Genomic DNA, 20,366 nt, shown 5'->3' with positions numbered 1-20,366 from the left:
GGTTCAGCGGCCCGAACCATCGAAGGACGGGATGGACGCGCTGACGACGGTCTCGGCAGTCATCTGCCCGTCCTCGACCTCGCTGCCGGTCGCCACGGCGGTCGCCCCGACCTCGAGGCTGTCGACGGTGTTTCCGGAGAGCGTGATGATCTCGGTCTCGGGGGTCAGGGTGACAGTCACCGTCGAACCGCCGATGATGCCGAGAGTGATGCTCGCGCCGTCGTTCGCGGTGATGGTGCCGACGACCGCGCCCGCTTCTCCCATGAACTCGCCGAGCCCTCCCGGAAGCCGGTCGAGGGGCAGTTCCGGTGTGGTCTGGTCTTCTCCCTCCTCTTCCGGCGCCGGAAGAGTGGCCGGAGGCGGTGGCGCGATCGTGGCCGGTTCACGATCCGACGCGATCGGCGAGGTGGAATCGTCGGAGCGGCTGAGGAGGAAACCGATGGTGGCGCCGAGGCCGACAAGGATGACGGCGGCGAGCGCGATCATTCCCCAGCGCGGTCCGCGCGGCGACTTGCCGGCATCCTGGCCGGGCACCGGCCCAGTGGGCGGATAGCCCTGCCCGGGACTCGCCTGGCCGGGCGCCGGATATCCCGGAGTCGTCTGCCCCGGAGCCGCAGCTGCCTGCTGAGACATGGGATCGTATCCGGGGAGCACCTGCGTCGGCTGATAACCGTGTGGGGGCGGATTCCCCTGCGCGGGCGCATAGGGCTGTTGGGACGGATCCGTCCCGGATACGGGATAGGCCTGCGTGGGCTGATACTCGCTCCCCGGTCCGCCCCACTGGTCGTATCGGGTGTACGCGACGGTCGGGTTGGTCACCGGCCGCCCGTATGCCTCGGTCGGATTGTCGGTGTGCAGCACTCGGGTCGCGTCGTCGTCCGCCCCGCTCGACTGCTCGTCGAGTGCGTAGGCCCGTTCCTGAGGAGTGCGCGGATCCTGGGGATTCGTCATAGCGTCTTCCAGAGTAGGCGGTGCGCGTTTCCGGTAGCAGGGCTACCGGAAACGCGCACCGACGCCGTCAGGCGCTGATCTGCAGGCGGTCACCGTTGTCGGTGACTCCCACGTGCACGGTGTCACCGTCCTTGATCTCCCCGGCGAGCAGCTTCTTGGCGAGCTGGTCACCGACGGATTGCTGGATCAGGCGACGCAGCGGACGTGCGCCGTATTGCGGGTCGTAGCCGCGTACTGCCAGCCAGAACCGCGCGGTGCCGGACACATCGAGCGTCAGTCGCCGTGCGGCCATCCGGGCGGCGAACTGATCGAGCTGGATGTCGACGATCTTCTCGAGCTGCTCCTCCGAGAGCGGGTCGAAGATCACGACGTCGTCCAGCCGGTTGATGAACTCCGGCTTGAAGGCCGCTCGCACCGCTGCCATCACATGGTCCTTGTCGCCGCCCGCGCCGAGGTTGGACGTGAGGATCAGGATGGTGTTGCGGAAGTCGACCGTGCGGCCCTGGCCGTCCGTGAGCCGGCCGTCGTCGAGCACCTGCAACAGTGTGTCGAAAACGTCCGGGTGAGCCTTTTCGACCTCGTCGAACAGCACCACCGTGTAGGGGCGGCGGCGCACGGCCTCGGTCAGCTGACCGCCGGACTCGTAGCCGACGTAGCCGGGAGGGGCACCGACGAGCCGGGCCACCGAGTGCTTCTCGCTGTACTCGGACATGTCGATGCGGACCATGGCGCGCTCGTCGTCGAACAGGAAGTCCGCCAGAGCCTTGGCCAGCTCCGTCTTGCCCACACCGGTCGGTCCGAGGAACAGGAACGAGCCGGTCGGACGGTTCGGGTCGGCGACACCGGCACGGGCACGTCGCACCGCATCGGACACGGCCTGAACCGCGATGTCCTGGCCGACGACCCGCCGGCGCAGTTCGTCCTCCATCCGCAGCAGCTTCGCCGTCTCGCCTTCGAGCATGCGACCGGCGGGGATGCCCGTCCACGCCGCGACGACATCGGCGACGTCGTCCGGTCCGACCTCCTCCTTCAGCATCACGTCGCCGTCGGACGAGGCACCGGTGGCTTCGGCTGCGGCATCGAGCTTCTTCTGCAGTTCGGGGATCCGGCCGTAACGGAGTTCGGCGACCTTGCCGAGATCGCCGTCGCGTTCGGCGCGTTCCTCCTCGCCGCGCAGAGCCTCGAGCTGTTCCTTGATCCCGCGCACCGAATCGATCGCGGTCTTCTCGTTCTGCCAGCGCGTGGTGAGCTGGCTGAGCTTCTCGCGCTCGTCGGCCAGTTCGGAACGGAGCTTGTCGAGGCGTTCCTTCGATGCCTCGTCGGTTTCCTTCTCCAACGCCATTTCCTCGATCTCGAGACGTCGGACGATACGTTCGACGGTGTCGATCTCCTCGGGGCGCGAGTCGATCTCCATGCGGAGACGCGACGCCGCCTCGTCGACGAGGTCGATGGCCTTGTCGGGCAGGAACCGCGAGGTGATGTAGCGGTCGGACAGGGTGGCCGCGGCGACCAGCGCGGAGTCGGTGATGCGCACACCGTGGTGCACCTCGTACCGCTCCTTGAGTCCGCGGAGGATGCCGACCGTGTCCTCGACGCTCGGCTCACCGACGAACACCTGCTGGAAGCGACGCTCGAGAGCGGCGTCCTTCTCGATGTACTTGCGGTACTCGTCCAGGGTTGTCGCACCGACGAGCCTCAGCTCGCCGCGGGCGAGCATCGGCTTGATCATGTTGCCGGCGTCCATCGCCGACTCCCCGGTCGCGCCGGCACCCACGATGGTGTGCAGCTCGTCGATGAAGGTGATGATCTGCCCCGCGGATTCCTTGATCTCGTCGAGCACGGCCTTGAGACGCTCTTCGAATTCACCGCGGTACTTCGCGCCCGCGACCATCGAGCCCAGATCGAGCGAGATGACCGTCTTACCGCGCAGCGACTCGGGGACGTCACCGGCGACCACACGCTGAGCGAGACCTTCGACGATGGCCGTCTTACCGACGCCGGGTTCACCGATGAGAACCGGGTTGTTCTTGGTGCGCCGCGAAAGCACCTGCACGACGCGACGGATCTCGTTGTCGCGCCCGATGACCGGGTCGAGTTTGCCTTCGCGCGCCCGCGCGGTCAGGTCGGTGGAGTACTTCTCGAGTGCTTGATAGGTGGCTTCGGGATCGGCGTTGGTCACGCGCCGGTTGCCCCGGACGGTCGTGAACGCGTCACGCAGGGCGGTCGGAGTGGCACCGTGACCTGCGAGGAGTTTCGCGACGTCGGAGTCGCCGCTCGCAAGGCCCACGAGTACGTGCTCGGTGGAGACGAATTCGTCGGTGAGTTCGGTGGCAAGTTTCTGTGCCGCGGTCATGGCCGCGATCGCCTCACGGCCGAGTTGCGGTGTGGTGGTCGCTCCGCTGGTCTGCGGAAGACGGCCGACGAGTTCCTCGGCCTCCCTGCGGACCGCCGCGGGTTCGACGCCCACCGCTTCGAGCAGCGGACCGGCGATCCCGTCGGCCTGATCGAGCAGCGCCACGAGCAGGTGGGCCGGACGGATCTCCGGGTTACCCGCAGCGGACGCCGTCTGAAGTGCAGCGGTGAGTGCGGCTTGGGTCTTCGTCGTCGGATTGAACGAGTCCACTGCGCGCCCCTTTCGTTCTCTGCGTACCCGACGCGCGGTCGAGTACATCCCTGTCGATTCTGCAGCCGATTCCGTCCCGCAGACAGTCTCGGCGGTGTCGAATGGTTCAACTGATCATAAGTTGAGTTTGTTCCACTCAACTTTTCTGAGTTGAGTGACCCTGGCCACAAAGAAGCGTTCGTGTATGACGAAACCGGCGGCCGGTGGCCCGGCATCACCGGAACGACTACAGTGACGGCGTTCGCGCAGCACGGTTAAAGGGAGGATGGCGTGGAGGCTTTCGCCATCGCCCGGGTTCAGCTCAGTTTCGCGTCGATCATCGCCACCCCCACCGGGGCGGATCGTTTCGCGACCGCCTTCTACACGTCCATGTGGGCCGAGTCCACCGGTATCCGCGCGCTGTTTCCCGCCGGAATGGAGAGCATGCGCCGCCGGTTCTCGACGGCAGTCGGCTGGGTCATAGGCCGTCTCCACGAAGCCGACACCGTCGAGAAGTTCCTGGCACAACTCGCCCGTGATCACCGCAAGTACGGGGTCGAACCCGTGCACTACCGCGTGGCCGGAAGTGCCCTGCTCGTCGCCATCCGCGAATGCACACCGCTGATCCTGTGGACCGCGGCCCTCGAACGGACATGGGCGGAGGTGATCGACCGTCTCGTCGAGACGATGGCGACCGCCGCGGCGACCGACGACCTGCCCGCATCGTGGGGTGCCACCGTCGTCGGTCACGAGCGCGTGCTGCCCGACCTCGCGATCATCCGGCTCGAAACCGATGGTCCCATCCCCTACCACGCGGGCCAGTACATGAGCGTGCAGATCCCGCAGCGCCCCCACATGTGGCGCTACCTGTCTGCCGCCATCCCTCCGAACCCGCAGGGGCAGATCGAGTTCCACGTGCGACGAGTCTCCACGGGATGGGTGAGCCCCGCCCTCGTCGGCGAAACCGCCGTGGGCGACCGGTGGACGATCGGGCCGCCGCTCGGGGGCCTGCATGTCGATCGCGAGAGCGGCCGCGACGTCCTGATGATCGCCTCCGGCACCGGTCTGGCACCGATGCGTGCCCAGATCATGGAGATGGCGATGCGGGGGGACAACCCGCGCGTGCACCTGTTCTACGGCGGGAAATACCCGTGCGACCTGTACGACCTCGAGACGCTGTGGCACATCGCCATGACCAACCCGTGGCTGACCATCGTGCCCGTGCTCGAGGAGAAGGAGAATCCTTGGTGGCACCCGGTTCCCGTGAAGGAACCGCCTCCGGGCCTCAACCGGCCGATGTTCGGCAAGCTCGGCAAGGTCGCCGGGCAGTTCGGTACGTGGGCCGACCGGCAGATCCAGATCGCCGGGTCACCGTCGATGATCCGGACGACGCTGTACGCGCTGTCGGCCGCGGGCACCCCGCGGCAGAACATCAGCTTCGATCCGCTCTGATCTGCTTGCGCAGCTTCCGTGCTGCGAGAACGTTCCGCACCAGCGAGATCGGATGCGGCGGCACCCATCCCGCCTGCTTCGCCATGCCGAGGTCGTCGCGCACGGCCCAGTGCTCGACCACCTTGCCGTCGGCCACCCGCAACCAGTGGGCCTGCCGCACCGAGAACCGCTTCCCCGTGGGCGCGAACACCTGATCGACGCGCCCGTACTCGTCATACGTCACGAACGGGCCCTCGTGCCGCGCCGACATGACGGCGTCGACGACCACGAGATCGTCCTGCTCCACGACGTGCTTCACCTCGAACCTCAGATCTGCGAAGGCGTCGCGCATCCACAGGGCCGTCGCGAAGAAACCCTCGGGTCCCGGCACTCTCGCGGCCGGCGGTTCGTCCTTCGCCTCGTGATTGACCGCATCGGCGGACACCACCTCCTCGAAGACACTGCGATCACCGTCGGCCATGATCATCATGGATCGCACAGCGAGAGCCTTCTTCTCCTCCGAGCCGAGTTCCGAGGCGGACGCCGGAGTGGAACCTTCGATCTTCACGGCACTTCTCCTGCCTGTGAAACGGGACGATCGGTCCCCCCGGTACCGAGTATGAACCGGCCGGTCCGGAAGTCAACGCCGCCGGAGAACGAAGCGGGAACTATATCCGCTGCGCCTCCACCGCCCGCGCGAATTCCGGATGTGCACGTGAGATGACCAGTTCGGAACCGTCCTCCGCCACGGACACTCCCACCGACGCCCGCCGCGGTTCCAGGACGCGCAACGCGACGAAGATCGGCAGGAACGACAAGCCGAAGACGCTGAGCAGCGCGAGACCGTAGATCTTCGGAGCACCCTGCACGAGGGCGAACACGAGCGCCAGGAAGATGACGCCGAGCACCGTGCAGGTCGCGGCGGCCGCGAGCTGCCAGCGTGTCCGGACTGCGACGCATTTGCCGCACACCGGCCAATCCACCGCCGCGACCTGCACGGTATAGGCGGCTTCGAGGGCCGAGCCGATCCGGTTCGCCCCGCGGCGGGGCTCCGACGCGTCGGCCGCGACCGTCACCCGGACACGATCGGATTCCGGTTCGCCGTGGCGGGGGCACACCGGGGGGATGGGATCGACCGGTCGCATCGCACCGTCTCCGGGCGCATTCGCCCCGGCACCCGGATATTCGACAGCCAACCGCACCTCGACCCGCTGGGGTCCCCCGTTCACCATGCGAGGGAGTATGTCAGCAGGCCGCCGGCAGTAAAAGGCCGGACGCCGGCACTCTTCTCACACCGCCCGCGCTGTCTCAGTGTTCGTACGGCTGTATGGGCGCCTGCGAGGCACCCGCGGGTGCGTTGCCCAGTTCGCGCACGAAGTTCGGGTGCGCGTCGGCGATGACCAGCGCGGAGGCGTCGATGGGGGCTTCGAGCCCCAGCCAGCCCTGCCGGATCTGCCGGACTCCGAGCCCGAGGGCAGGAGACCACAGACCTCCGAAGAAAGCCATCGTGGCCAGTGCCTTGTGGTCGGGGCCCGTACCGGTCACGCCGATGACAACCACCGTGAGCAGGAGCAGTACCGAGATTGCGAGGAAGAGCGCCATGAACCCTCGCGCCACCCTATTCACCACTACGCAGCGCCGGCACAGCGGGAGCCGGATCGCGATGTGCCGCGACCAGTGCTCCGACCGTGAATGAAAGGTGTGCGCTTTCGCGGCCGCTTCGGCCCCGAGGATGCGGATCTGACCGCGGGTGTGGCGGGTCTTCCGTCCCGTGGTGATCCAGGTACGCAGCGTCCGGACTTCGGGCTCCCCGTGCACCGCACATACCGGCGGGAGCGGGTCGCGCACGGTGAGGAAGAGATCCACTCCCCCTTCCGGGGCCGGCCTCGCATCCTCGCGGCGTTTCAGCTCCAGATGCACATGCGCGCGCCCGGTTTTCGCGATCCCCCCGAATCTCATGGCCGGAAGTGTAGCGGCGGTCGCGACACGCACCTCGATGCCCTACACTTCGTCCGATCACGACTCGGGGGGATGTCTTGACACAACCGACGTTGCACGTGCAACCGGACGATCTACGCGCCGCCGCGCTTCATCTGCGCGAACTCACCGAACAGGCCACGAGCGCCAGGAGATACGCCGAGAACTGGCTGACAGCACCGGAGATCGGCGGATTCGTCTTCCTCGATGTGGTCGAGCGGGTGAACGGGTTGCGGTCCCGATTGGCTGCACTGTACGAGGAACTCGCCGTGGTCACCGACACCGCTGCGGAGGCCGTGACGGAATCGGCCCGGATGTACGAGCAAGAACTTCGCGCGGTCTCGGAGCAGTTCGCCCGCCTGGATCCGGATACCACGCGATGAACGGCCGCCCGATCGAGTGCCTGTCCGAGCCGACCGCCTCGGACCCGGTACCGGACCTGCTCGAACGCACCCTGGGGCTGTACTACGTGAGCCCGAGCTTCTGGGTCGCCGAATTGTGCAAGTACGTACTGGACCTCGATCCGTGGGCGTGGGCCGCCGAGCACTACTCCGGCGACTGGGCGGCCGTGCTGCAGGCGAGCGACGGGGTCGCCAAGCTCGCCGACTTCCATCGCGTCTACGCGACGGCCACCGGGGACGTCCGCGGCGCGGTCGCGTCGTGGGCCGGGCCGGCGGGCGACGCCGCCGGACGGCACCTCGACACGCTGGCGGATGCACTGCGCGAGCAATCCTGGTCCGTGCACGAGATCGGGAAGCAACTCGAACGGGTCGCTCTCGGAATGTACGAGGTGGGCCAGGCCTTCACCGAGATCCTCTCGGCGATAACGGATGCTGCCATCATCGCAGCGATCAAATGGGCGGCGACCACCGTAGCGAGCGCGACCGGGGTCGGTCTCGCGGGCTCGGTGATCGTGGGCGGAACGTCCGTGGCCGAGCTGAAGAAGATCGTCGAGCTGTGGTCCGAAGCGATGACGATCCACACCACGACGTGGACGGCCGTGCAGGGTGTGATGGGCCTGCTCACCGGCCACCTGTCGACGATCGAGAACCTCGAGATCCCCCGTCTTCCCGCGCCGTGAGGCCCGCCCTCGTCCGTACAGAATCGAGGCCCGATGAGTGAATCCGAGTTCGTCGTCGATGTTGCCCGCGGCGACGCCGCGTTGTCCCGCGAGGTCGTCGCGGCACTGCAGTCGATCGCCGGTGCTGTCGACGACCCGGCGCTGAGAAGTCTTGTCGAACAGGTCACCGCCGGCCGGCTCGGCGTGCGGGAATTTGCTCGGACCGAGGCGTTCTCGGCGATGATGGATGTTCACCTCGCCCCGGCGCTGAGCACATTGGACGGGACGCCCTACAACGACCTCCTCCGACAGCACGAAAGCGGGTCGTGACAGGCGACCGATCACGACCACGCGGGGGACCGCGGAGGAGCACACGCTCGCGGGTACCCACCGCCGGACCGGCAGCACTCACCGGAAGGTACCGCGTCGCATACCTCGGTGAGCGCTACCGGCAGCGCGGGCACTAACGATAGGAGGCGCGCAGAGTCTTCTTGTCGAGCTTGCCCAGCGGCGTCAGCGGCAACGCGTCGAGGAAGTCCACGGATTTGGGTGCATGCACCGAACCCTTTGCAGCACGCACCTTCTCGATGAGTTCTTCGGCGGGAACCGACTGCCCGTCGCGCAGCACGACGCATGCCTTGACGGCCTCGCCCCATTTGGCGTCGGGAACACCGACGACGGCAACCGAGGCGACCGCCGGATGCGAGGAGATGACGTCCTCGATCTCGCGGGGAAAGACGTTGAACCCGCCGGTGACGATCATGTCCTTCTTGCGGTCGACGATGGTCATGTAGCCGTTCTTGTCGGCGCGCGCGACGTCTCCGGTGTGCAACCATCCGCCGCGCAACGCTTCGGCGGTTTCCTGAGGCTTGTTCAGATAGCCCTTCATGACGAGCGGGCCGCGCACGCAGATCTCGCCGAGCTCGCCCTGCGGCACCTCGTTCAGGTCGTCGTCGAGCAGGCGGACGTCGAGCCACGGCACGGGGCGACCACACGACGCGAGACGGCCCGGATCGTCGACGAGGTGCTCTTCCTTGCGCAGCACGGAGATCGTCATGCCGCATTCGGACTGGCCGTAGAACTGGAAGAAGACCGGGCCGAGTCGCTCGATCCCCTCGCGCAGACGGGCCGGCGACATGGCCGACGCGCCGTAGAACAGCGTATCGAGGCTCGAGAGGTCGCGGGTGTCGAAGTCGGGATGGTCGAGCAGCATGTAGATCATCGTCGGGACGAGCATCGTCGCGTTGATGCGGTGCTTCTCGATCGATTCGAGCACGAGAGCGGGGTCGAAGTGCGACAGCACGTACAGGCAGCCACCGCGCAGGAGCGTGGGCACGAAGAAGGCCGCGCCGGCGTGCGAGAGCGGGGTGCACACGAGAAAGCGCGGCTGGTCGGGCCACTGCCATTCGGCCATCTGGATCTGGTTGAGCGCCGCGCCGGAACGGAAGGAGCCCATCACGCCCTTGGGCTTTCCGGTGGTACCGCCGGTGTAGACCACCGAGGAGGTGTCCTCGATGTCGACGGGTGCGGACACGAGACGCTGTTCGACGAACTGTTCGGACAGCGCGAGGATGTCGGTGCCGACGGAAGACGGGCCGAGGGAGAACAGATTCTTCAGCGTGGGGACCTGCTCACGCAGTTCCGCGGCGCGCTCCTCGAAGTGACGGGGATCGAAGATGAGGGTTTCGATCTCAGCGTCGGTCGCGATGTACAGGTGGTCGGGAAGCGAACCCATCGGGTTGAGGGCCGAGTTACGGCATCCGGCGATCATCGTGGCGCCCATCGAGATGAGCACCTCGGGGCGGTTCTTGGACAGCATCGCCACCGACGATCCCTGCCCCACCCCCACAGACGCGAGCGCCTGCTGGAACCGGCTGATCGCGGCGCGCATCTCGGCTCCGGTGAGGACGACGTCACCGAGGTGCAGTGCGGGCCGGTCGGCGCTGCGGTCGAGCGCGGTGATGAGGAGATCGGGCGTGAATGCGGGACGGTAGAGGTCGGCGTACTCCTCGGGCATGGTCGTCCTTCCAGTGTGCTGTGACGGTTCGGTGTGTGACGGCACCGGGCGACGTCTCCCTGCTGTGGTGCCCATCACGCACCGCAGTCACGATAACCGCTCCGGAGTGAAAACTGAAACACGTTCCACTATGCCCATTCCACACGTTCTCGCCTAGAGTCTTGGGCACATCCGGCGACGACGCCGATTCGAACGCGACAACACGACACCGGGGGTCACGAATGCAGTCGGCCACGCCGTCCAAGACCGAGACCGAGACGGCAGTTACCGCGACCGTCGTCGAACATCATCGGCTGCGGCACGACCTCGCGGTCGTCCGCCTCGAATGCGACGACGCGATCGTCGACTTCCGTCCGGGCCAGTACGTCGACGTGGCTGTGCCCCAACGTCCCACACTGCCGCGTCGGTTCTCCCCCGCCCTGCCGCCGTCGATGGACGGCAAGCTCGAATTCCACGTACGGACGGTGCCGGGCGGCTGGGTGAGCGGCTCGATCGTCACCGAGACCCAACCGGGTGACGTGTGGCAGATCGGATCGCCCCGAGGCGGCGACCTCCACATCGACGACACCGGACGCATCGTGATCATGGTGGCCGGCGGAACCGGACTCGCCCCGCTACGGTCGCTGATACTCGACACCGCGCGGCGACCGGAACCGCCCCGCACCTTCCTCTTCACCGGTGCCCGCAATCCCCGCGACCTCTATGCCGCGGACATGCTGACCCTGCTGTCGGAGGCGCTGCCCTGGCTGACGGTGGTGCCGGTGGTCGAGACCCTCGAGATCCCCGACGTCCCCGATCCCTGGTTCGACCGCATCGCGCCGCGAATCGGCGAGTTCGGGCCCGACCCTGACGAACTGCTCGAGGGCAGCGTCGACGAGGTCGTCACCTCGTACGGGGCGTTCGGCGACCACCAGGTGCTCGTGTGCGGGCCCGCGGCGATGGTGCGCACCACCGCCCAGCGGCTGATCGAGACGGGCACACCGGCCGAGAACATCCGTTACGACCCGTACTGAGCGCCGGGCCGGGCCGGTTCGCTACGACTCGACCGCGACAGTCACCCACGCCCGCGCGACGACAGAGCCGAACGCATCCGTGCCGACGAGCGCGACGTCCTCGGCGTGCTCGTGGTCGGTGCGGTACCGCTGCAGCACGGTCGCAGACCAATTCGGTGATCCGGTGAGCGCGGAGTGCTCGTGGAGCCGCATCCGGACCCTTCGCACGTCGGCGATCTCGAAGCGCTCGGCGACCGAACGGAGGAGTTCTCCGATGAGGGGGACGCCCTCCCCTCGCCCACCGTCCGTGCACACCGGCCCGGACAGGAATACCTCGGCGACGAGACGTCCGACCGTGTCGAGATGGCCGACCGTCCGGTCCACCCTGCCGGATTCGTCGCTGCGGGTGCGGGTCCGGCAGGTCAGCGCATCGCCGGTCGGTGGTGTGAAGAAGACGATGTCCGCTTCGTCCGCCCTCTCGTCGTGGAGACGGGACGCGGCACCCCACAGAGACAGGACGGTAGGGAGGGGACGGACGTCCCCGTCGGTGATCGTCACATGCCCTCCCTACCTCTGTTTCCGTTTGCTCAGGCGACCGGCGTGCTCGACGACGCGGCGTCTCGCGCCGCGATGTAGCCGAACACCAGGCCCTGCCCGATCGTGGCGCCCGCGCCGGGATAGCGGTGTCCGAACGCGTTGGCCGCGGTGTTGCCGATCGCGTAGAGACCGGCGATGGGGCTGCCGTCCTCACGGAGGACCCGCGCCCGCTCGTCGGCACGCACGCCACCGCAGGTGCCGAGATCGCTCAGTGTCATCTTCACCGCGTACAGCGGTCCGTGCGTCAGGGGCCGCATGTTCGGGTTGGGCTGGACCGTCGGATCACCGTAGTACCGGTCGTAGGCACTGCGCCCCCGGCCGAACTCGGAATCCGTTCCGGCTGCGGCGTCGTCGTTGAACTTGCTGAAGGTCGCCGCGAAGGTGTCCACGGGCACGCCCATCGACGCCGCGAGCTCCTCGGCCGTGGATGCGCGGTGGGCGATGCCCGCCTTGTACCAGGACTCGGGAAGCGGCTGGCGCGGGAATACCCCGGCGGCGAATACGTAGCTGTTGCGGTACTTCTGGTCGAAGACGATCCACATCGACTCGATCGGATCGCCGGCGCGCTCTCGTTCGAGGGTCAGCTGCCCGAACGACATGTAGTCGGACGACTCGTTCGTGAACCGCCGTCCGGTCTGGTCGACGATGAACGAACCCGGCAGCGAACGCTCGGCGAGCATGACCATCGGCGGCTTGCCCGGTCGGGTCGGCGCGACGGCGGGGAACCACCAGGCCTGATCCATGAGGTCGAGATCGGCCCCGACTTCCTGGGCCGCCTTGATCGCGTCTCCGGTGTTGGTCTCGGCGCCGAGGCTCTCGTGGTCGAGCAGTCGCTCGGACTGGAACTTGCGCCGCATGGCCATGTCGTGGTCGAACCCGCCCGCGGCGAGCACTACCCCACGGCGCGCGGTCACGGTCACCTCACGTCCGTTCTGCACGAGGACGGCGCCCGTGACCCTCTCACCCTCGGTGACCAGGCGCACCAGCGACGTCCCGGTCCACACGGGCACACCCGCCTTCAGCACCCCAGCGAACAGACCGGCTGCGATCGCCTGCCCACCCGCGACGTATTCACGCTTGACGGCAAGTCCCGCGACCCCCTGTGCGAGCCGCTTGAAGATCCGCGGAAAGCCCTTGTGCGGCACACGCAGCATGAGGTTCATCCACTTGTAGTCCGCACCCGTCGTGGGCATCGGAAGGCCGGCCTCCATGAGCCCGGGGCGCAGACGCGCACGTTCCTGGCCGAGCACCGACAGGTCGAAGGGGAGGCATTCGCAGCTTCGTCCGACCGCCGAGCCACCCGGCAGTTCTGGGTGGTAGTCGGCGTAGCCCTCGGCCCAGAACAGCTTCATGGGAGTGGTCCGGCGGAGCATCTCGACCGTCGCGGCACCATGGTCGACGAAGGCTTCGCCGCGCTCGACGGGTGCCGTTCCGTCCACGACCGACCGGACGTAGGTGTGACCGCGCTCGACGGTGTCACCCGAGCCCGACTCCACCAGCACAGGATTGGCCGGCACCCAGAAAGCGCCACCCGAACGGGCGGTGGAACCACCGACGTATTCCGACTTCTCCACGATGAGAGTGGACAGTCCCGCTTCGTGCGCGGCGAGCGCGGCAGCCATGCCGGTACCGGATCCGATCACGAGCAGGTCCACGGTGGTGTCGCGGGCGGGGGTCACGGCCGGTACGGGTGTCGTGGCCATCGGCAGTCTCCTTCACGTCGTTGTCTGCGGGACGGTAGGCCAGTTACAGGGGGCGGCAGGTGAGTGATCCCGATCACCGGGAAGGAGCGAGGGCCGTCGATCGGGTTTCCGGAACATTCGCTCACTTCCGCCGCGTGAAGGCATCGGTGAGGTAGTCGACGATCCGATCGAACAGTTCCTTTGCAGCGGGGAGCACGGCCGTCATGGTCGCGAAGCCGTGCATCATGCCGTCGTATCGTTGCAGTTCGACCGGCACACCGGCCTCCTGCATGCGTCGCGCATACTCCTCCGTGCCGTCTCGGGTGGGATCGATCTCGGCGGTGACCACGAGGGCCGGAGGCAGGCCCTCGAGGTCTGGAGCGAGGCCCGGAGACGCCTGCAGCGAATTCCGGTCGGCGGGGTCCGGCACGTACATGTCCCAGAACCAGTGACAGTCCTCGGGGGACAGAAGCGTCGTGGCGTGCTCGGGATTGGTCACTTCCATCACCGCCGTGCCGTAGAGAGAGATCTGCGCGGCGGGAAGCGGAAGCCCCGCATCTCGGAGCTGATGAGACAACGCGAAGGCCAGCGCCCCACCTGCACTTTCGCCTGCGATGACCGCCCTGGTCACGTCGACGGACCGAAGTTCATCGGGTGCGGACTTGATCCATTCCCACACCCTCCGGCAATCGTCGAGTGCGGCAGGACACGGGTGCTCCGGCGCGAGACGATAGTCCACCGAGACGATGACGGCCTGCGATGCAATGCTCAGCTTTCGCAGATACTCCTCGTTCTGATCGAGATTCCCGACGACATAGCCCCCGCTGTGCATCCATTGGACCACAGGCAATCCCGGATCATCGGACGGTCGGTAGATGCGCACCCGGACACCGCCGTCCACGGAGGGAACGACCACGTCCCGACTGTGATGAATGGGGGTTACCACCGGAACTGCGTTCGCAGCGAGTGCAGCACGCAATTCCGCAACGGGTGTCTCGTGCATGGCTTTCGCCATACGGGCTGCGGAGTTGTCGACCACTCGCTGGGCTTCCGGAGAGAGCGGCATGTTCGTTCTCGTTTCGTCGACGAAGGGCAGGGACGGTTCCGGTCGCGACCGGATCCGATCGGATCAGACTGCTGGGGTGGAAGCTCCCACGGGATGATCGGCGTAGCGCACCGACTCCTGCGTGTCGAGTACGACGTGTACGGCGCTGAAGACCGGTCCCGCTTCGGTGGTGCGGATACTGCCGCGCACGATGCCGCTCGATACGTTGAACGGCTTTCCCGCGACGATCTTGGTCACGAAGATGTAGGACGAGAACTCCACCTCTCCGTCCACCACACCGGTGACGAACACATTGGTGCCGTTATGGCGCAGCGGATAAGGGCTGTTGCGCCGGTGATCGTCCTTCCACGCCATCACTTCGTCGGCTCCGCGCACGTCGACGCGGATGAAGTCCTCGTAGTCGGTGCCACCTGTGTCACTCGCGCAGGTGAAGGCGATGTCGTCGGCCATCAAGGCCCGCAACGCGACCGGATTCCACTCGTCGTAGTGGAACCACCAGGCTGCAACGAGGGCGCTGACGGTGCCGGGAGTGAGGGTCGATTCGTTCATTGGTTACTCCTGCGGAGATCGAGACCGATATTCGAAGAATCCGGGGGTGTGATCGACGCGCAAACGCGTCAGATTCCTGTACGCGATCAGCCATACACCGTCGACCCTGCGGTATGTCTCGTGATAATGGCCGTATCCGTGCAGGTGCTCTTCGGTCGAGCCGTTGCTCCACCACAACTTGTCTTCCATCGCCCAGACACCGGTGGCGGTCGTGTCCGAGGTCAATGTGATCTCCGGGGTATGTCCGTGGTGCACGCTGGTCACGCGGACGGGTCCGTCGAGAACTCCTTCGATCGCGCGCCTGAGCGCATCCCGGCCGACGACAGCCGGTCGCCGTGCCGACCCGTCGCCGACCGCAGCGCCGAAGGTCTCGCTCACGACATCTTCTGTATGCACGCTGCCGTACAGGTCCCATTGTTTGGTGTCCATGATGCGCAGCCGCGCGGCGAAGACATTCTCGATCTCCCGAATCGCAAGCACGCGCTCCGCCGGGTCGAGGGTAATTTCTTGTACTGGATCGGTCACAATCCCACTCTTTCGAAGATCGGTCGCTATCCGGGAGACCTGCAGGGAGGTCCTGTCACCGGTCGTGTTCGGCGGCGATGCCCATTCGCGTGAGCATCGCCTGAGGATCGGTCGGCGGTGCGAGATCGAGAAGCTGGTGCGCACGTCGATGCATCGACGCAATGCACATGTCGTCGTCGGAATGGACCCAGAACTCGCCTCGCGCAATCTGCTCGATCATGTGCTCGGCAGCGACGAGCGGATCGAGTCCCTTCTCGACGTTGTCGCGTTGCATGGCAGCGAACACCGCGTTCGCCGTGGGATTGTCCGTAGGCGCCTCCCGCTGAGCCGACAAGAAGATCTCGCTCCGAATCGAATGCGGGATCACCGCACTTACCTGGATCGGTGCGCCGACGATCGCCAGGTCTTGGTGCAGACACTCCGTCATCGCCAGTACCGCATGCTTGCTCACGATGTACGGGGATTGCACCGCAACGGCATTCAGCCCACCCACCGATGACAGGTTGGCAATGCACGAAGGGCTTCCCGCAGCGATCATTCGCGGCACGAAAGACCGAAGACAGTAGAAGACACCGTCGACATTGATCTGCATCAACCGCTGCCACCGTTCGCGGTCGATCTCCCACAGAAGGCCGGCCGACTCGATGCCGGCATTGTTCACAAGGAGCTCGACACTGCCGTGACGACCGAAGATCTCACTCGCCATCACATCGACGGCGCCGGGGTCGGCGACATCGACGGCATAGGGTTCCGCCGCGCCCCCCGCAGAGACGATCTCGTCGGCGACCTTCGCCGCGCGATCTCCGTCGATGTCCGAGACGACGACCGTCATTCCCAGCGATGAGAGATGCCGCGCCAGACCTTCACCGATGCCTGCGGCTGCGCCGGTCACAACAGCCACACCTCGGGAGAATCGTTCCCGCGCACTGCTCGGCTGCATTCTCATGCCCTCGATCCGTCGTCGGCGATGTTGGGATTGCACCAGGCGGGTGGCTCGCGTCGAGGCAGTTCGTCCTTGCCGTCGAGACTCATGACGGGCACTGACTGCGACCATGGGAAGTGCAGGCTGAAACCGACCAGACCGGTACGTTCGGCCGCAGGAAGGGTGCACATCTCGAGAACCGTCTGCGCCAGGTACTCCGGCGGCTCGGTTTCGTAACCCTCCGGCAGCAGCGTGGCAGCACCCGGGGTCATGATCGCCGTAGATGGCCCGACGGCATTGACGGCGATATTGTCGTCCACAAGTTCCGCGGCGAGGCCTTGCGTGAAGCGATGCAGGGCAGCTTTCGCCGACGCATAGATCACGTCACCGGACGTCTTGTTGTATTCACGGAACGGCCGGATCGGGCTCATTCCGGTCGAGGAGCCGATATTGACGATCCATCCGGCACCGGACTTGCGCATGTGGGGAATGGCCGCCTGCGAGAGAAGGAACGGGACCTTCAAGTAGTGCTCGATCGTTCTGTCGAACGTCTCCTCGCTCATCTGCTCGATCGAGGAGTAGTCGGCGAAACCCGCGTTGTTGACCAGGATGTCGAGTCCTCCGACGGCACTCGTCACTGCGTCGATCAGTCCCGCGCGCTGGTCGCGGTCCTCGAGATCGGCCGCGATCGGAACAGCGCGACCGCCGGCCTGTTCTATCAGCTGCACCGTCTCTTCCAAGGTGCCCTCGAGCACGTGCTCCTGTCCGTCCCGAATCGATCGGGAGGGGGACATGGAACGAGCGGTGACCACTACGGTGGCACCCTCGGATGCGAGACGCCGCGCGATCGCCCTGCCAATACCCCGGCTGCTCCCTGTCACCAGAGCCGTACGTCCGGTCAGTCGTTGTGTCATGTCGGTTCCTGCTGCCTGTTCGTCTGTGTGCTCGGACTTCTCGTCGAACAACTCCGAAGCTATGCCGCAGTTCGCACAGGCGGACCGTTCCCTCCCGTTGTGCGGGAGGTCACGCCGACTACCTTCCCGAGTTGCGGAACCGAAGCAGATAGGACAGGAGGTGACGAACCGGAACCGACCTGGGCCAGTCGTCGGCACGGAAGTACGCGTCGGAACCACCGTCGACGAACACCACACTGCCGCAGAGGAAATCCGCAGCGTCCGACAGCATGAAGACCGCCCATGCAGCAAGCTGTCCGGCATCACCGAAGCCACCGACGGGCAGGGGGAACGAGCGGATCGCCTTCGCTTCGGAAGGCGTGGACAACTGCTTCTCCAGCAGCGGTGTCAGGATCGCTCCCGGCGCCAGAGCATTCAGGCGGATACCGGCGCCCGCCCATTCCGGTCGCACGGCGGTGCGGCGAACCCATCTGCTGACGGCGATCTTCGAAGCGGCGTAGATGATCGAAGGCGCAACCTTGCCGAAGATGCGGACCGATCGCACCGCCTTGTCCGCGTCGCCGTGCAGAAAGGCCTTGACCGTCCTGCCCGGAACAGCGGGCGTGGTGGTCGTCGAATTGCTCGAGAACACGACCACCCTGGCGTTGCCTGCTGCCTCGAGGGCTGCCCGCCAGCCCACCAGAAGGTCGACGACCCCGAAGTAATTGACCTCCGCGATCAACCGGGGGCGGTCCGGTCCGGGCGCCGGACCGAGACCCGCAGCGAGCACGGCGCCGTCCAGTCGGCCATCGGCGGTCTCGAGCACGTGCTCGATGGCATCCCTCCTGCCCTGATGCGTCGACAGGTCCGCGACCACTTCCGCCTCCTTGACGTCGACACCGATGACGGTGTGCCCGGCGGCGCGAAGTTGTTCTGCGACGGCGTGTCCCATGCCCGAAGCAGATCCTGTCACCACATAGACGCCCATGCCGTCCCCCCTGCCCTTGCCTGCCGGCATTTCCGGCAGCCGATATTTGACATAGTAGGACAAAAATGGTGTCCTCCGTATGTGCGTCAGGAATCCTCCGAGCTGTCAAGGACATCCACCGAATCGGCGGTCGGGCGCAGGCGTGGGCGCCCGTCGGTCATCGACACCGAAGCGATCGCCGAGGCGGCTTACGACCTCTGGTCCCGGCAGGGCTACGCGGATACCAGCTGGAACGACCTTGCCGAAGCGACCGGAATCAGCGCCCGTACCCTCATCAGACACTTCTCCGCCAAGTCCGCGATCGCTTGGATCGGCGTCGACCCTGCAACCGAGCGTCTGCGCGCATCGCTTTCCGCCGCCTCCGAGACTGCTCCGCTGACCGACGCCGTACGCGCCGCGATCGTCGAATCGGTGTCACATCGTCCGCACATTCAGCGAGTCGGGCCCGATTGGCTCCGTCTCATCGCCGGCACACCCGAACTCGCCGCGATGGCGTCGGAGGCCTACCAACCGTGGATCACCGAGCTCGCCGGCTACATCGGCCGGCGAGTCCCCGAAGTTCCGGCGGCGATCGCGCGTGCCTTGGCGACCGCGTACCAGGCGGCAGCGTTCGCAGCATTGACGGAATGGGCCCAAGAGGGCGCACACGGAGATCCCGCCGATGCCGTCGACGCGATGTTGCGCTGGATGGACATCGTTCCTCGCTCCTCGGCACGGTCCGCCTGAATCGGCACCGGCCGCATGAAATCCCTCTCACAGCCCGAGAATCCGGAGATCGTCATGTCGACACTCAATCCCGAGTCAGCTTCCGCGCCTACGGTCGATCCGCTGGCGCCTGCCCGCCTCGGACCGATCACACTGCGCAACAGAATCATCAAATCCGCAACCTTCGAGGGTGCCAGCCCCGACGCCCTGGTCAGCGACCGGCTCATCGACTTCCATGTCCGAGTGGGTGAAGGGGGCGTCGGGATGACCACCGTCGCCTACCTCGCCGTATCACCCGAGGGGCGGACCGAGAAGGATCAGATCTACTGGCGCCCCGAGGCTCTCGACGGGCTTCGGCGTCTCACCGACGCGGTGCACGCGACCGGCGCGAAGGTATCGGCGCAGATCGGCCACGCGGGTCCCGTGGCCAACTCCCGGTCGAACGGACTCCCCTCGCTGGCACCCTCCGCCCGCCCGAACCCCCTGTCGATGAGCATCGACCGCAAAGCGAGCGAGGACGACATCGGGCGGATCATCGCCGCGCACGGCGAAGCGACACGATACGCCCGCGAGGTCGGATTCGACGCAGTCGAGGTCCACCTGGGACACAATTACCTCGCCAGTTCGTTCCTGAGCCCGAAGGTCAACCGCCGCAAGGATCGCTGGGGTGGTTCGCTGTCCAACCGCGCCGAATTCGCCCGCCGCATCCTCGCTGCCGTCGCAGAGGCGGCCGACGGTGAGATCGCTGTGCTGGCCAAGATGAACATGGCCGACGGGGTGCCCGGCGGGCTCTGGCTCGACGAATCCCTGCCATTCGCGAAGATGCTCGAATCGGACGGTCACCTCGACGCACTCGAACTCACCGGCGGTTCGTCGCTGCTCAATCCCATGTATCTGTTCCGCGGCGACGTACCGCTGCGCGAGATGGCCGAGACACAAATTCCGATCCTGCAACTCGGGATGAAGATGTTCGGCAACTTCGTCTTCCAGCACTATCCGTACGAACCGCTGTACTTCCTCGAGTACGCCCGCCAGTTCCGCGACGAACTCGACCTGCCGCTCGTGCTCCTCGGCGGCATCACCGATCTCGACGGAATGCAGGTCGCGATGCGCGAGGGTTTCGAGTTCGTCGCGATGGCCCGAGCACTGCTGCGCGAGCCTGATCTGATCGCACAGATCCAGCGGGACAGGGACACCCGGTCGTTGTGCATCCACTGCAATCGTTGTGCGGCCAGCATCTTCACGGGAACGCGGTGCCCACTGGTCGTCGAATCCCACTCCTGAGAAGGCACACGGAGGGCCCCGCTGCAGATTCGGCGGGTTCACATGATCGTCGCAACACTCTCAACGAGAGGTTGCGACGATCATGTCGTTTGCGGAGGACTGCGACCGGTTCGGTAACCATCTGG

21 protein-coding genes are annotated in these 20,366 nt (G+C 66.3%); 7 read left to right on the top strand and 14 right to left on the bottom strand.

Going from position 1 to position 20,366, the window contains the following annotated elements:
- Positions 1–3: 3 nt before the first annotated feature.
- Positions 4–951 (bottom strand): hypothetical protein, encoded by a 948-nt coding sequence (locus ABZ789_RS17855; RefSeq protein ID WP_358426282.1) that lies wholly within the window; start codon positions 949–951, stop codon positions 4–6.
- Positions 952–1,018: 67 nt separating this feature from the next.
- Positions 1,019–3,574 carry an ATP-dependent chaperone ClpB gene (gene clpB / locus ABZ789_RS17850; protein ID WP_358426279.1) on the bottom strand — a complete coding sequence of 852 codons (2,556 nt, stop codon included), beginning with the start codon at positions 3,572–3,574 and terminating at the stop codon, positions 1,019–1,021.
- A gap of 270 nt (positions 3,575–3,844) precedes the next feature.
- Between clpB and ABZ789_RS17845 the strand changes: the two genes are divergently transcribed.
- Positions 3,845–5,005, top strand: coding sequence for an FAD-binding oxidoreductase (locus ABZ789_RS17845; protein WP_358426276.1), 1,161 nt, complete (start codon positions 3,845–3,847; stop codon positions 5,003–5,005).
- Here ABZ789_RS17845 and ABZ789_RS17840 read toward each other — a convergent pair.
- From ABZ789_RS17840 to ABZ789_RS17830, 3 genes are all read right to left on the bottom strand, one after another.
- On the bottom strand, positions 4,986–5,552 hold the full coding sequence (locus ABZ789_RS17840; RefSeq protein WP_358426273.1) for an ester cyclase: 567 nt from the start codon (positions 5,550–5,552) through the stop codon (positions 4,986–4,988). The two genes, ABZ789_RS17845 and ABZ789_RS17840, sit on opposite strands and share 20 nt — an antisense overlap.
- Positions 5,553–5,652: 100 nt before the next feature.
- Positions 5,653–6,216, bottom strand: coding sequence for a hypothetical protein (locus ABZ789_RS17835; RefSeq protein ID WP_358426270.1), 564 nt, complete (start codon positions 6,214–6,216; stop codon positions 5,653–5,655).
- A 76-nt stretch (positions 6,217–6,292) separates the two neighbouring features.
- Entirely contained in the window at positions 6,293–6,943 is a 651-nt protein-coding gene (locus tag ABZ789_RS17830; protein ID WP_358426266.1) for a hypothetical protein, read from the bottom strand.
- Between the two features lie 77 nt (positions 6,944–7,020).
- On the opposite strand from ABZ789_RS17830, the gene ABZ789_RS17825 reads away from it, so the two are divergent.
- From ABZ789_RS17825 to ABZ789_RS17815, 3 genes are read left to right on the top strand one after another with little or no spacing between them, the layout of a single operon-like run.
- Positions 7,021–7,344, top strand: coding sequence for a type VII secretion target (locus tag ABZ789_RS17825; protein ID WP_358426263.1), 324 nt, complete (start codon positions 7,021–7,023; stop codon positions 7,342–7,344).
- The gene (locus tag ABZ789_RS17820) at positions 7,341–8,042 is read left to right on the top strand and encodes a hypothetical protein (protein ID WP_358426260.1); all 702 of its coding nucleotides are present in this window, start codon (positions 7,341–7,343) and stop codon (positions 8,040–8,042) included. The genes ABZ789_RS17825 and ABZ789_RS17820 overlap by 4 nt, the downstream gene beginning before the upstream one ends.
- Positions 8,043–8,075: 33 nt before the next feature.
- Positions 8,076–8,351, top strand: a complete 276-nt coding sequence (locus ABZ789_RS17815) for a hypothetical protein (protein WP_358426257.1) — start codon at positions 8,076–8,078, stop codon at positions 8,349–8,351.
- A gap of 133 nt (positions 8,352–8,484) precedes the next feature.
- Here ABZ789_RS17815 and ABZ789_RS17810 read toward each other — a convergent pair whose 3' ends face one another.
- Positions 8,485–10,038: an AMP-binding protein gene (locus tag ABZ789_RS17810; RefSeq protein WP_358426254.1), complete on the bottom strand. Its 1,554-nt coding sequence runs from the start codon at positions 10,036–10,038 to the stop codon at positions 8,485–8,487.
- Positions 10,039–10,259: 221 nt separating this feature from the next.
- Here ABZ789_RS17810 and ABZ789_RS17805 point away from each other — a divergent pair, with 221 nt between their 5' ends.
- On the top strand, positions 10,260–11,051 hold the full coding sequence (locus ABZ789_RS17805) for an FAD-binding oxidoreductase (protein ID WP_358426251.1): 792 nt from the start codon (positions 10,260–10,262) through the stop codon (positions 11,049–11,051).
- Between the two features lie 21 nt (positions 11,052–11,072).
- Here ABZ789_RS17805 and ABZ789_RS17800 read toward each other — a convergent pair whose 3' ends face one another.
- From ABZ789_RS17800 to ABZ789_RS17765, 8 genes are all read right to left on the bottom strand, one after another.
- A complete protein-coding gene (locus ABZ789_RS17800) occupies positions 11,073–11,588 on the bottom strand; it encodes a hypothetical protein (RefSeq protein WP_358426249.1) in 516 nt (171 codons plus the stop codon).
- A gap of 29 nt (positions 11,589–11,617) precedes the next feature.
- Positions 11,618–13,330, bottom strand: coding sequence for a 3-ketosteroid-delta-1-dehydrogenase (locus ABZ789_RS17795; protein ID WP_358426246.1), 1,713 nt, complete (start codon positions 13,328–13,330; stop codon positions 11,618–11,620).
- 121 nt (positions 13,331–13,451) lie between these two features.
- Positions 13,452–14,375 carry an alpha/beta hydrolase gene (locus ABZ789_RS17790; RefSeq protein ID WP_358426243.1) on the bottom strand — a complete coding sequence of 308 codons (924 nt, stop codon included), beginning with the start codon at positions 14,373–14,375 and terminating at the stop codon, positions 13,452–13,454.
- Positions 14,376–14,438: 63 nt separating this feature from the next.
- Positions 14,439–14,924 carry a hypothetical protein gene (locus ABZ789_RS17785; protein WP_358426240.1) on the bottom strand — a complete coding sequence of 162 codons (486 nt, stop codon included), beginning with the start codon at positions 14,922–14,924 and terminating at the stop codon, positions 14,439–14,441.
- 3 nt (positions 14,925–14,927) lie between these two features.
- Positions 14,928–15,449 carry a nuclear transport factor 2 family protein gene (locus ABZ789_RS17780; RefSeq protein WP_358426238.1) on the bottom strand — a complete coding sequence of 174 codons (522 nt, stop codon included), beginning with the start codon at positions 15,447–15,449 and terminating at the stop codon, positions 14,928–14,930.
- Between the two features lie 55 nt (positions 15,450–15,504).
- Entirely contained in the window at positions 15,505–16,395 is an 891-nt protein-coding gene (locus tag ABZ789_RS17775; protein WP_358426236.1) for an SDR family NAD(P)-dependent oxidoreductase, read from the bottom strand.
- Positions 16,392–17,285, bottom strand: a complete 894-nt coding sequence (locus ABZ789_RS17770; RefSeq protein ID WP_358426233.1) for an SDR family NAD(P)-dependent oxidoreductase — start codon at positions 17,283–17,285, stop codon at positions 16,392–16,394. The genes ABZ789_RS17775 and ABZ789_RS17770 overlap by 4 nt, the downstream gene beginning before the upstream one ends.
- Before the next feature lie 118 nt (positions 17,286–17,403).
- Entirely contained in the window at positions 17,404–18,252 is an 849-nt protein-coding gene (locus ABZ789_RS17765) for an SDR family oxidoreductase (protein ID WP_358426526.1), read from the bottom strand.
- 81 nt (positions 18,253–18,333) lie between these two features.
- Between ABZ789_RS17765 and ABZ789_RS17760 the strand changes: the two genes are divergently transcribed.
- Positions 18,334–18,978 carry a TetR family transcriptional regulator gene (locus ABZ789_RS17760; protein WP_358426230.1) on the top strand — a complete coding sequence of 215 codons (645 nt, stop codon included), beginning with the start codon at positions 18,334–18,336 and terminating at the stop codon, positions 18,976–18,978.
- Between the two features lie 54 nt (positions 18,979–19,032).
- Positions 19,033–20,241, top strand: coding sequence for an NADH:flavin oxidoreductase (locus ABZ789_RS17755; protein WP_358426227.1), 1,209 nt, complete (start codon positions 19,033–19,035; stop codon positions 20,239–20,241).
- Positions 20,242–20,366 lie beyond the last annotated feature (125 nt).

It is taken from the genome of Rhodococcus sp. NPDC047139 (genome assembly GCF_040643435.1).
Classification (GTDB): domain Bacteria; phylum Actinomycetota; class Actinomycetes; order Mycobacteriales; family Mycobacteriaceae; genus Rhodococcus.
The sequence above is the reverse complement of the archived record's forward strand: the minus strand, read 5'-3'. Positions and strand labels throughout refer to the sequence as shown.

Excerpts from the sequence above, each read along its gene's own strand:
- ABZ789_RS17855 (WP_358426282.1), bottom strand. The coding sequence starts at position 951 with ATGACGAATCCCCAGGATCCGCGCACTCCTCAGGAACGGGCCTACGCA.
- ABZ789_RS17835 (WP_358426270.1), bottom strand. The coding sequence starts at position 6,216 with ATGGTGAACGGGGGACCCCAGCGGGTCGAGGTGCGGTTGGCTGTCGAA.
- ABZ789_RS17830 (WP_358426266.1), bottom strand. The coding sequence starts at position 6,943 with ATGAGATTCGGGGGGATCGCGAAAACCGGGCGCGCGCATGTGCATCTG.
- ABZ789_RS17820 (WP_358426260.1), top strand. The coding sequence starts at position 7,341 with ATGAACGGCCGCCCGATCGAGTGCCTGTCCGAGCCGACCGCCTCGGAC.
- ABZ789_RS17815 (WP_358426257.1), top strand. The coding sequence starts at position 8,076 with ATGAGTGAATCCGAGTTCGTCGTCGATGTTGCCCGCGGCGACGCCGCG.
- ABZ789_RS17810 (WP_358426254.1), bottom strand. The coding sequence starts at position 10,038 with ATGCCCGAGGAGTACGCCGACCTCTACCGTCCCGCATTCACGCCCGAT.
- ABZ789_RS17805 (WP_358426251.1), top strand. The coding sequence starts at position 10,260 with ATGCAGTCGGCCACGCCGTCCAAGACCGAGACCGAGACGGCAGTTACC.
- ABZ789_RS17795 (WP_358426246.1), bottom strand. The coding sequence starts at position 13,330 with ATGGCCACGACACCCGTACCGGCCGTGACCCCCGCCCGCGACACCACC.
- ABZ789_RS17790 (WP_358426243.1), bottom strand. The coding sequence starts at position 14,375 with ATGCCGCTCTCTCCGGAAGCCCAGCGAGTGGTCGACAACTCCGCAGCC.
- ABZ789_RS17785 (WP_358426240.1), bottom strand. The coding sequence starts at position 14,924 with ATGAACGAATCGACCCTCACTCCCGGCACCGTCAGCGCCCTCGTTGCA.
- ABZ789_RS17775 (WP_358426236.1), bottom strand. The coding sequence starts at position 16,395 with ATGAGAATGCAGCCGAGCAGTGCGCGGGAACGATTCTCCCGAGGTGTG.
- ABZ789_RS17770 (WP_358426233.1), bottom strand. The coding sequence starts at position 17,285 with ATGACACAACGACTGACCGGACGTACGGCTCTGGTGACAGGGAGCAGC.
- ABZ789_RS17765 (WP_358426526.1), bottom strand. The coding sequence starts at position 18,252 with ATGGGCGTCTATGTGGTGACAGGATCTGCTTCGGGCATGGGACACGCC.
- ABZ789_RS17755 (WP_358426227.1), top strand. The coding sequence starts at position 19,033 with ATGTCGACACTCAATCCCGAGTCAGCTTCCGCGCCTACGGTCGATCCG.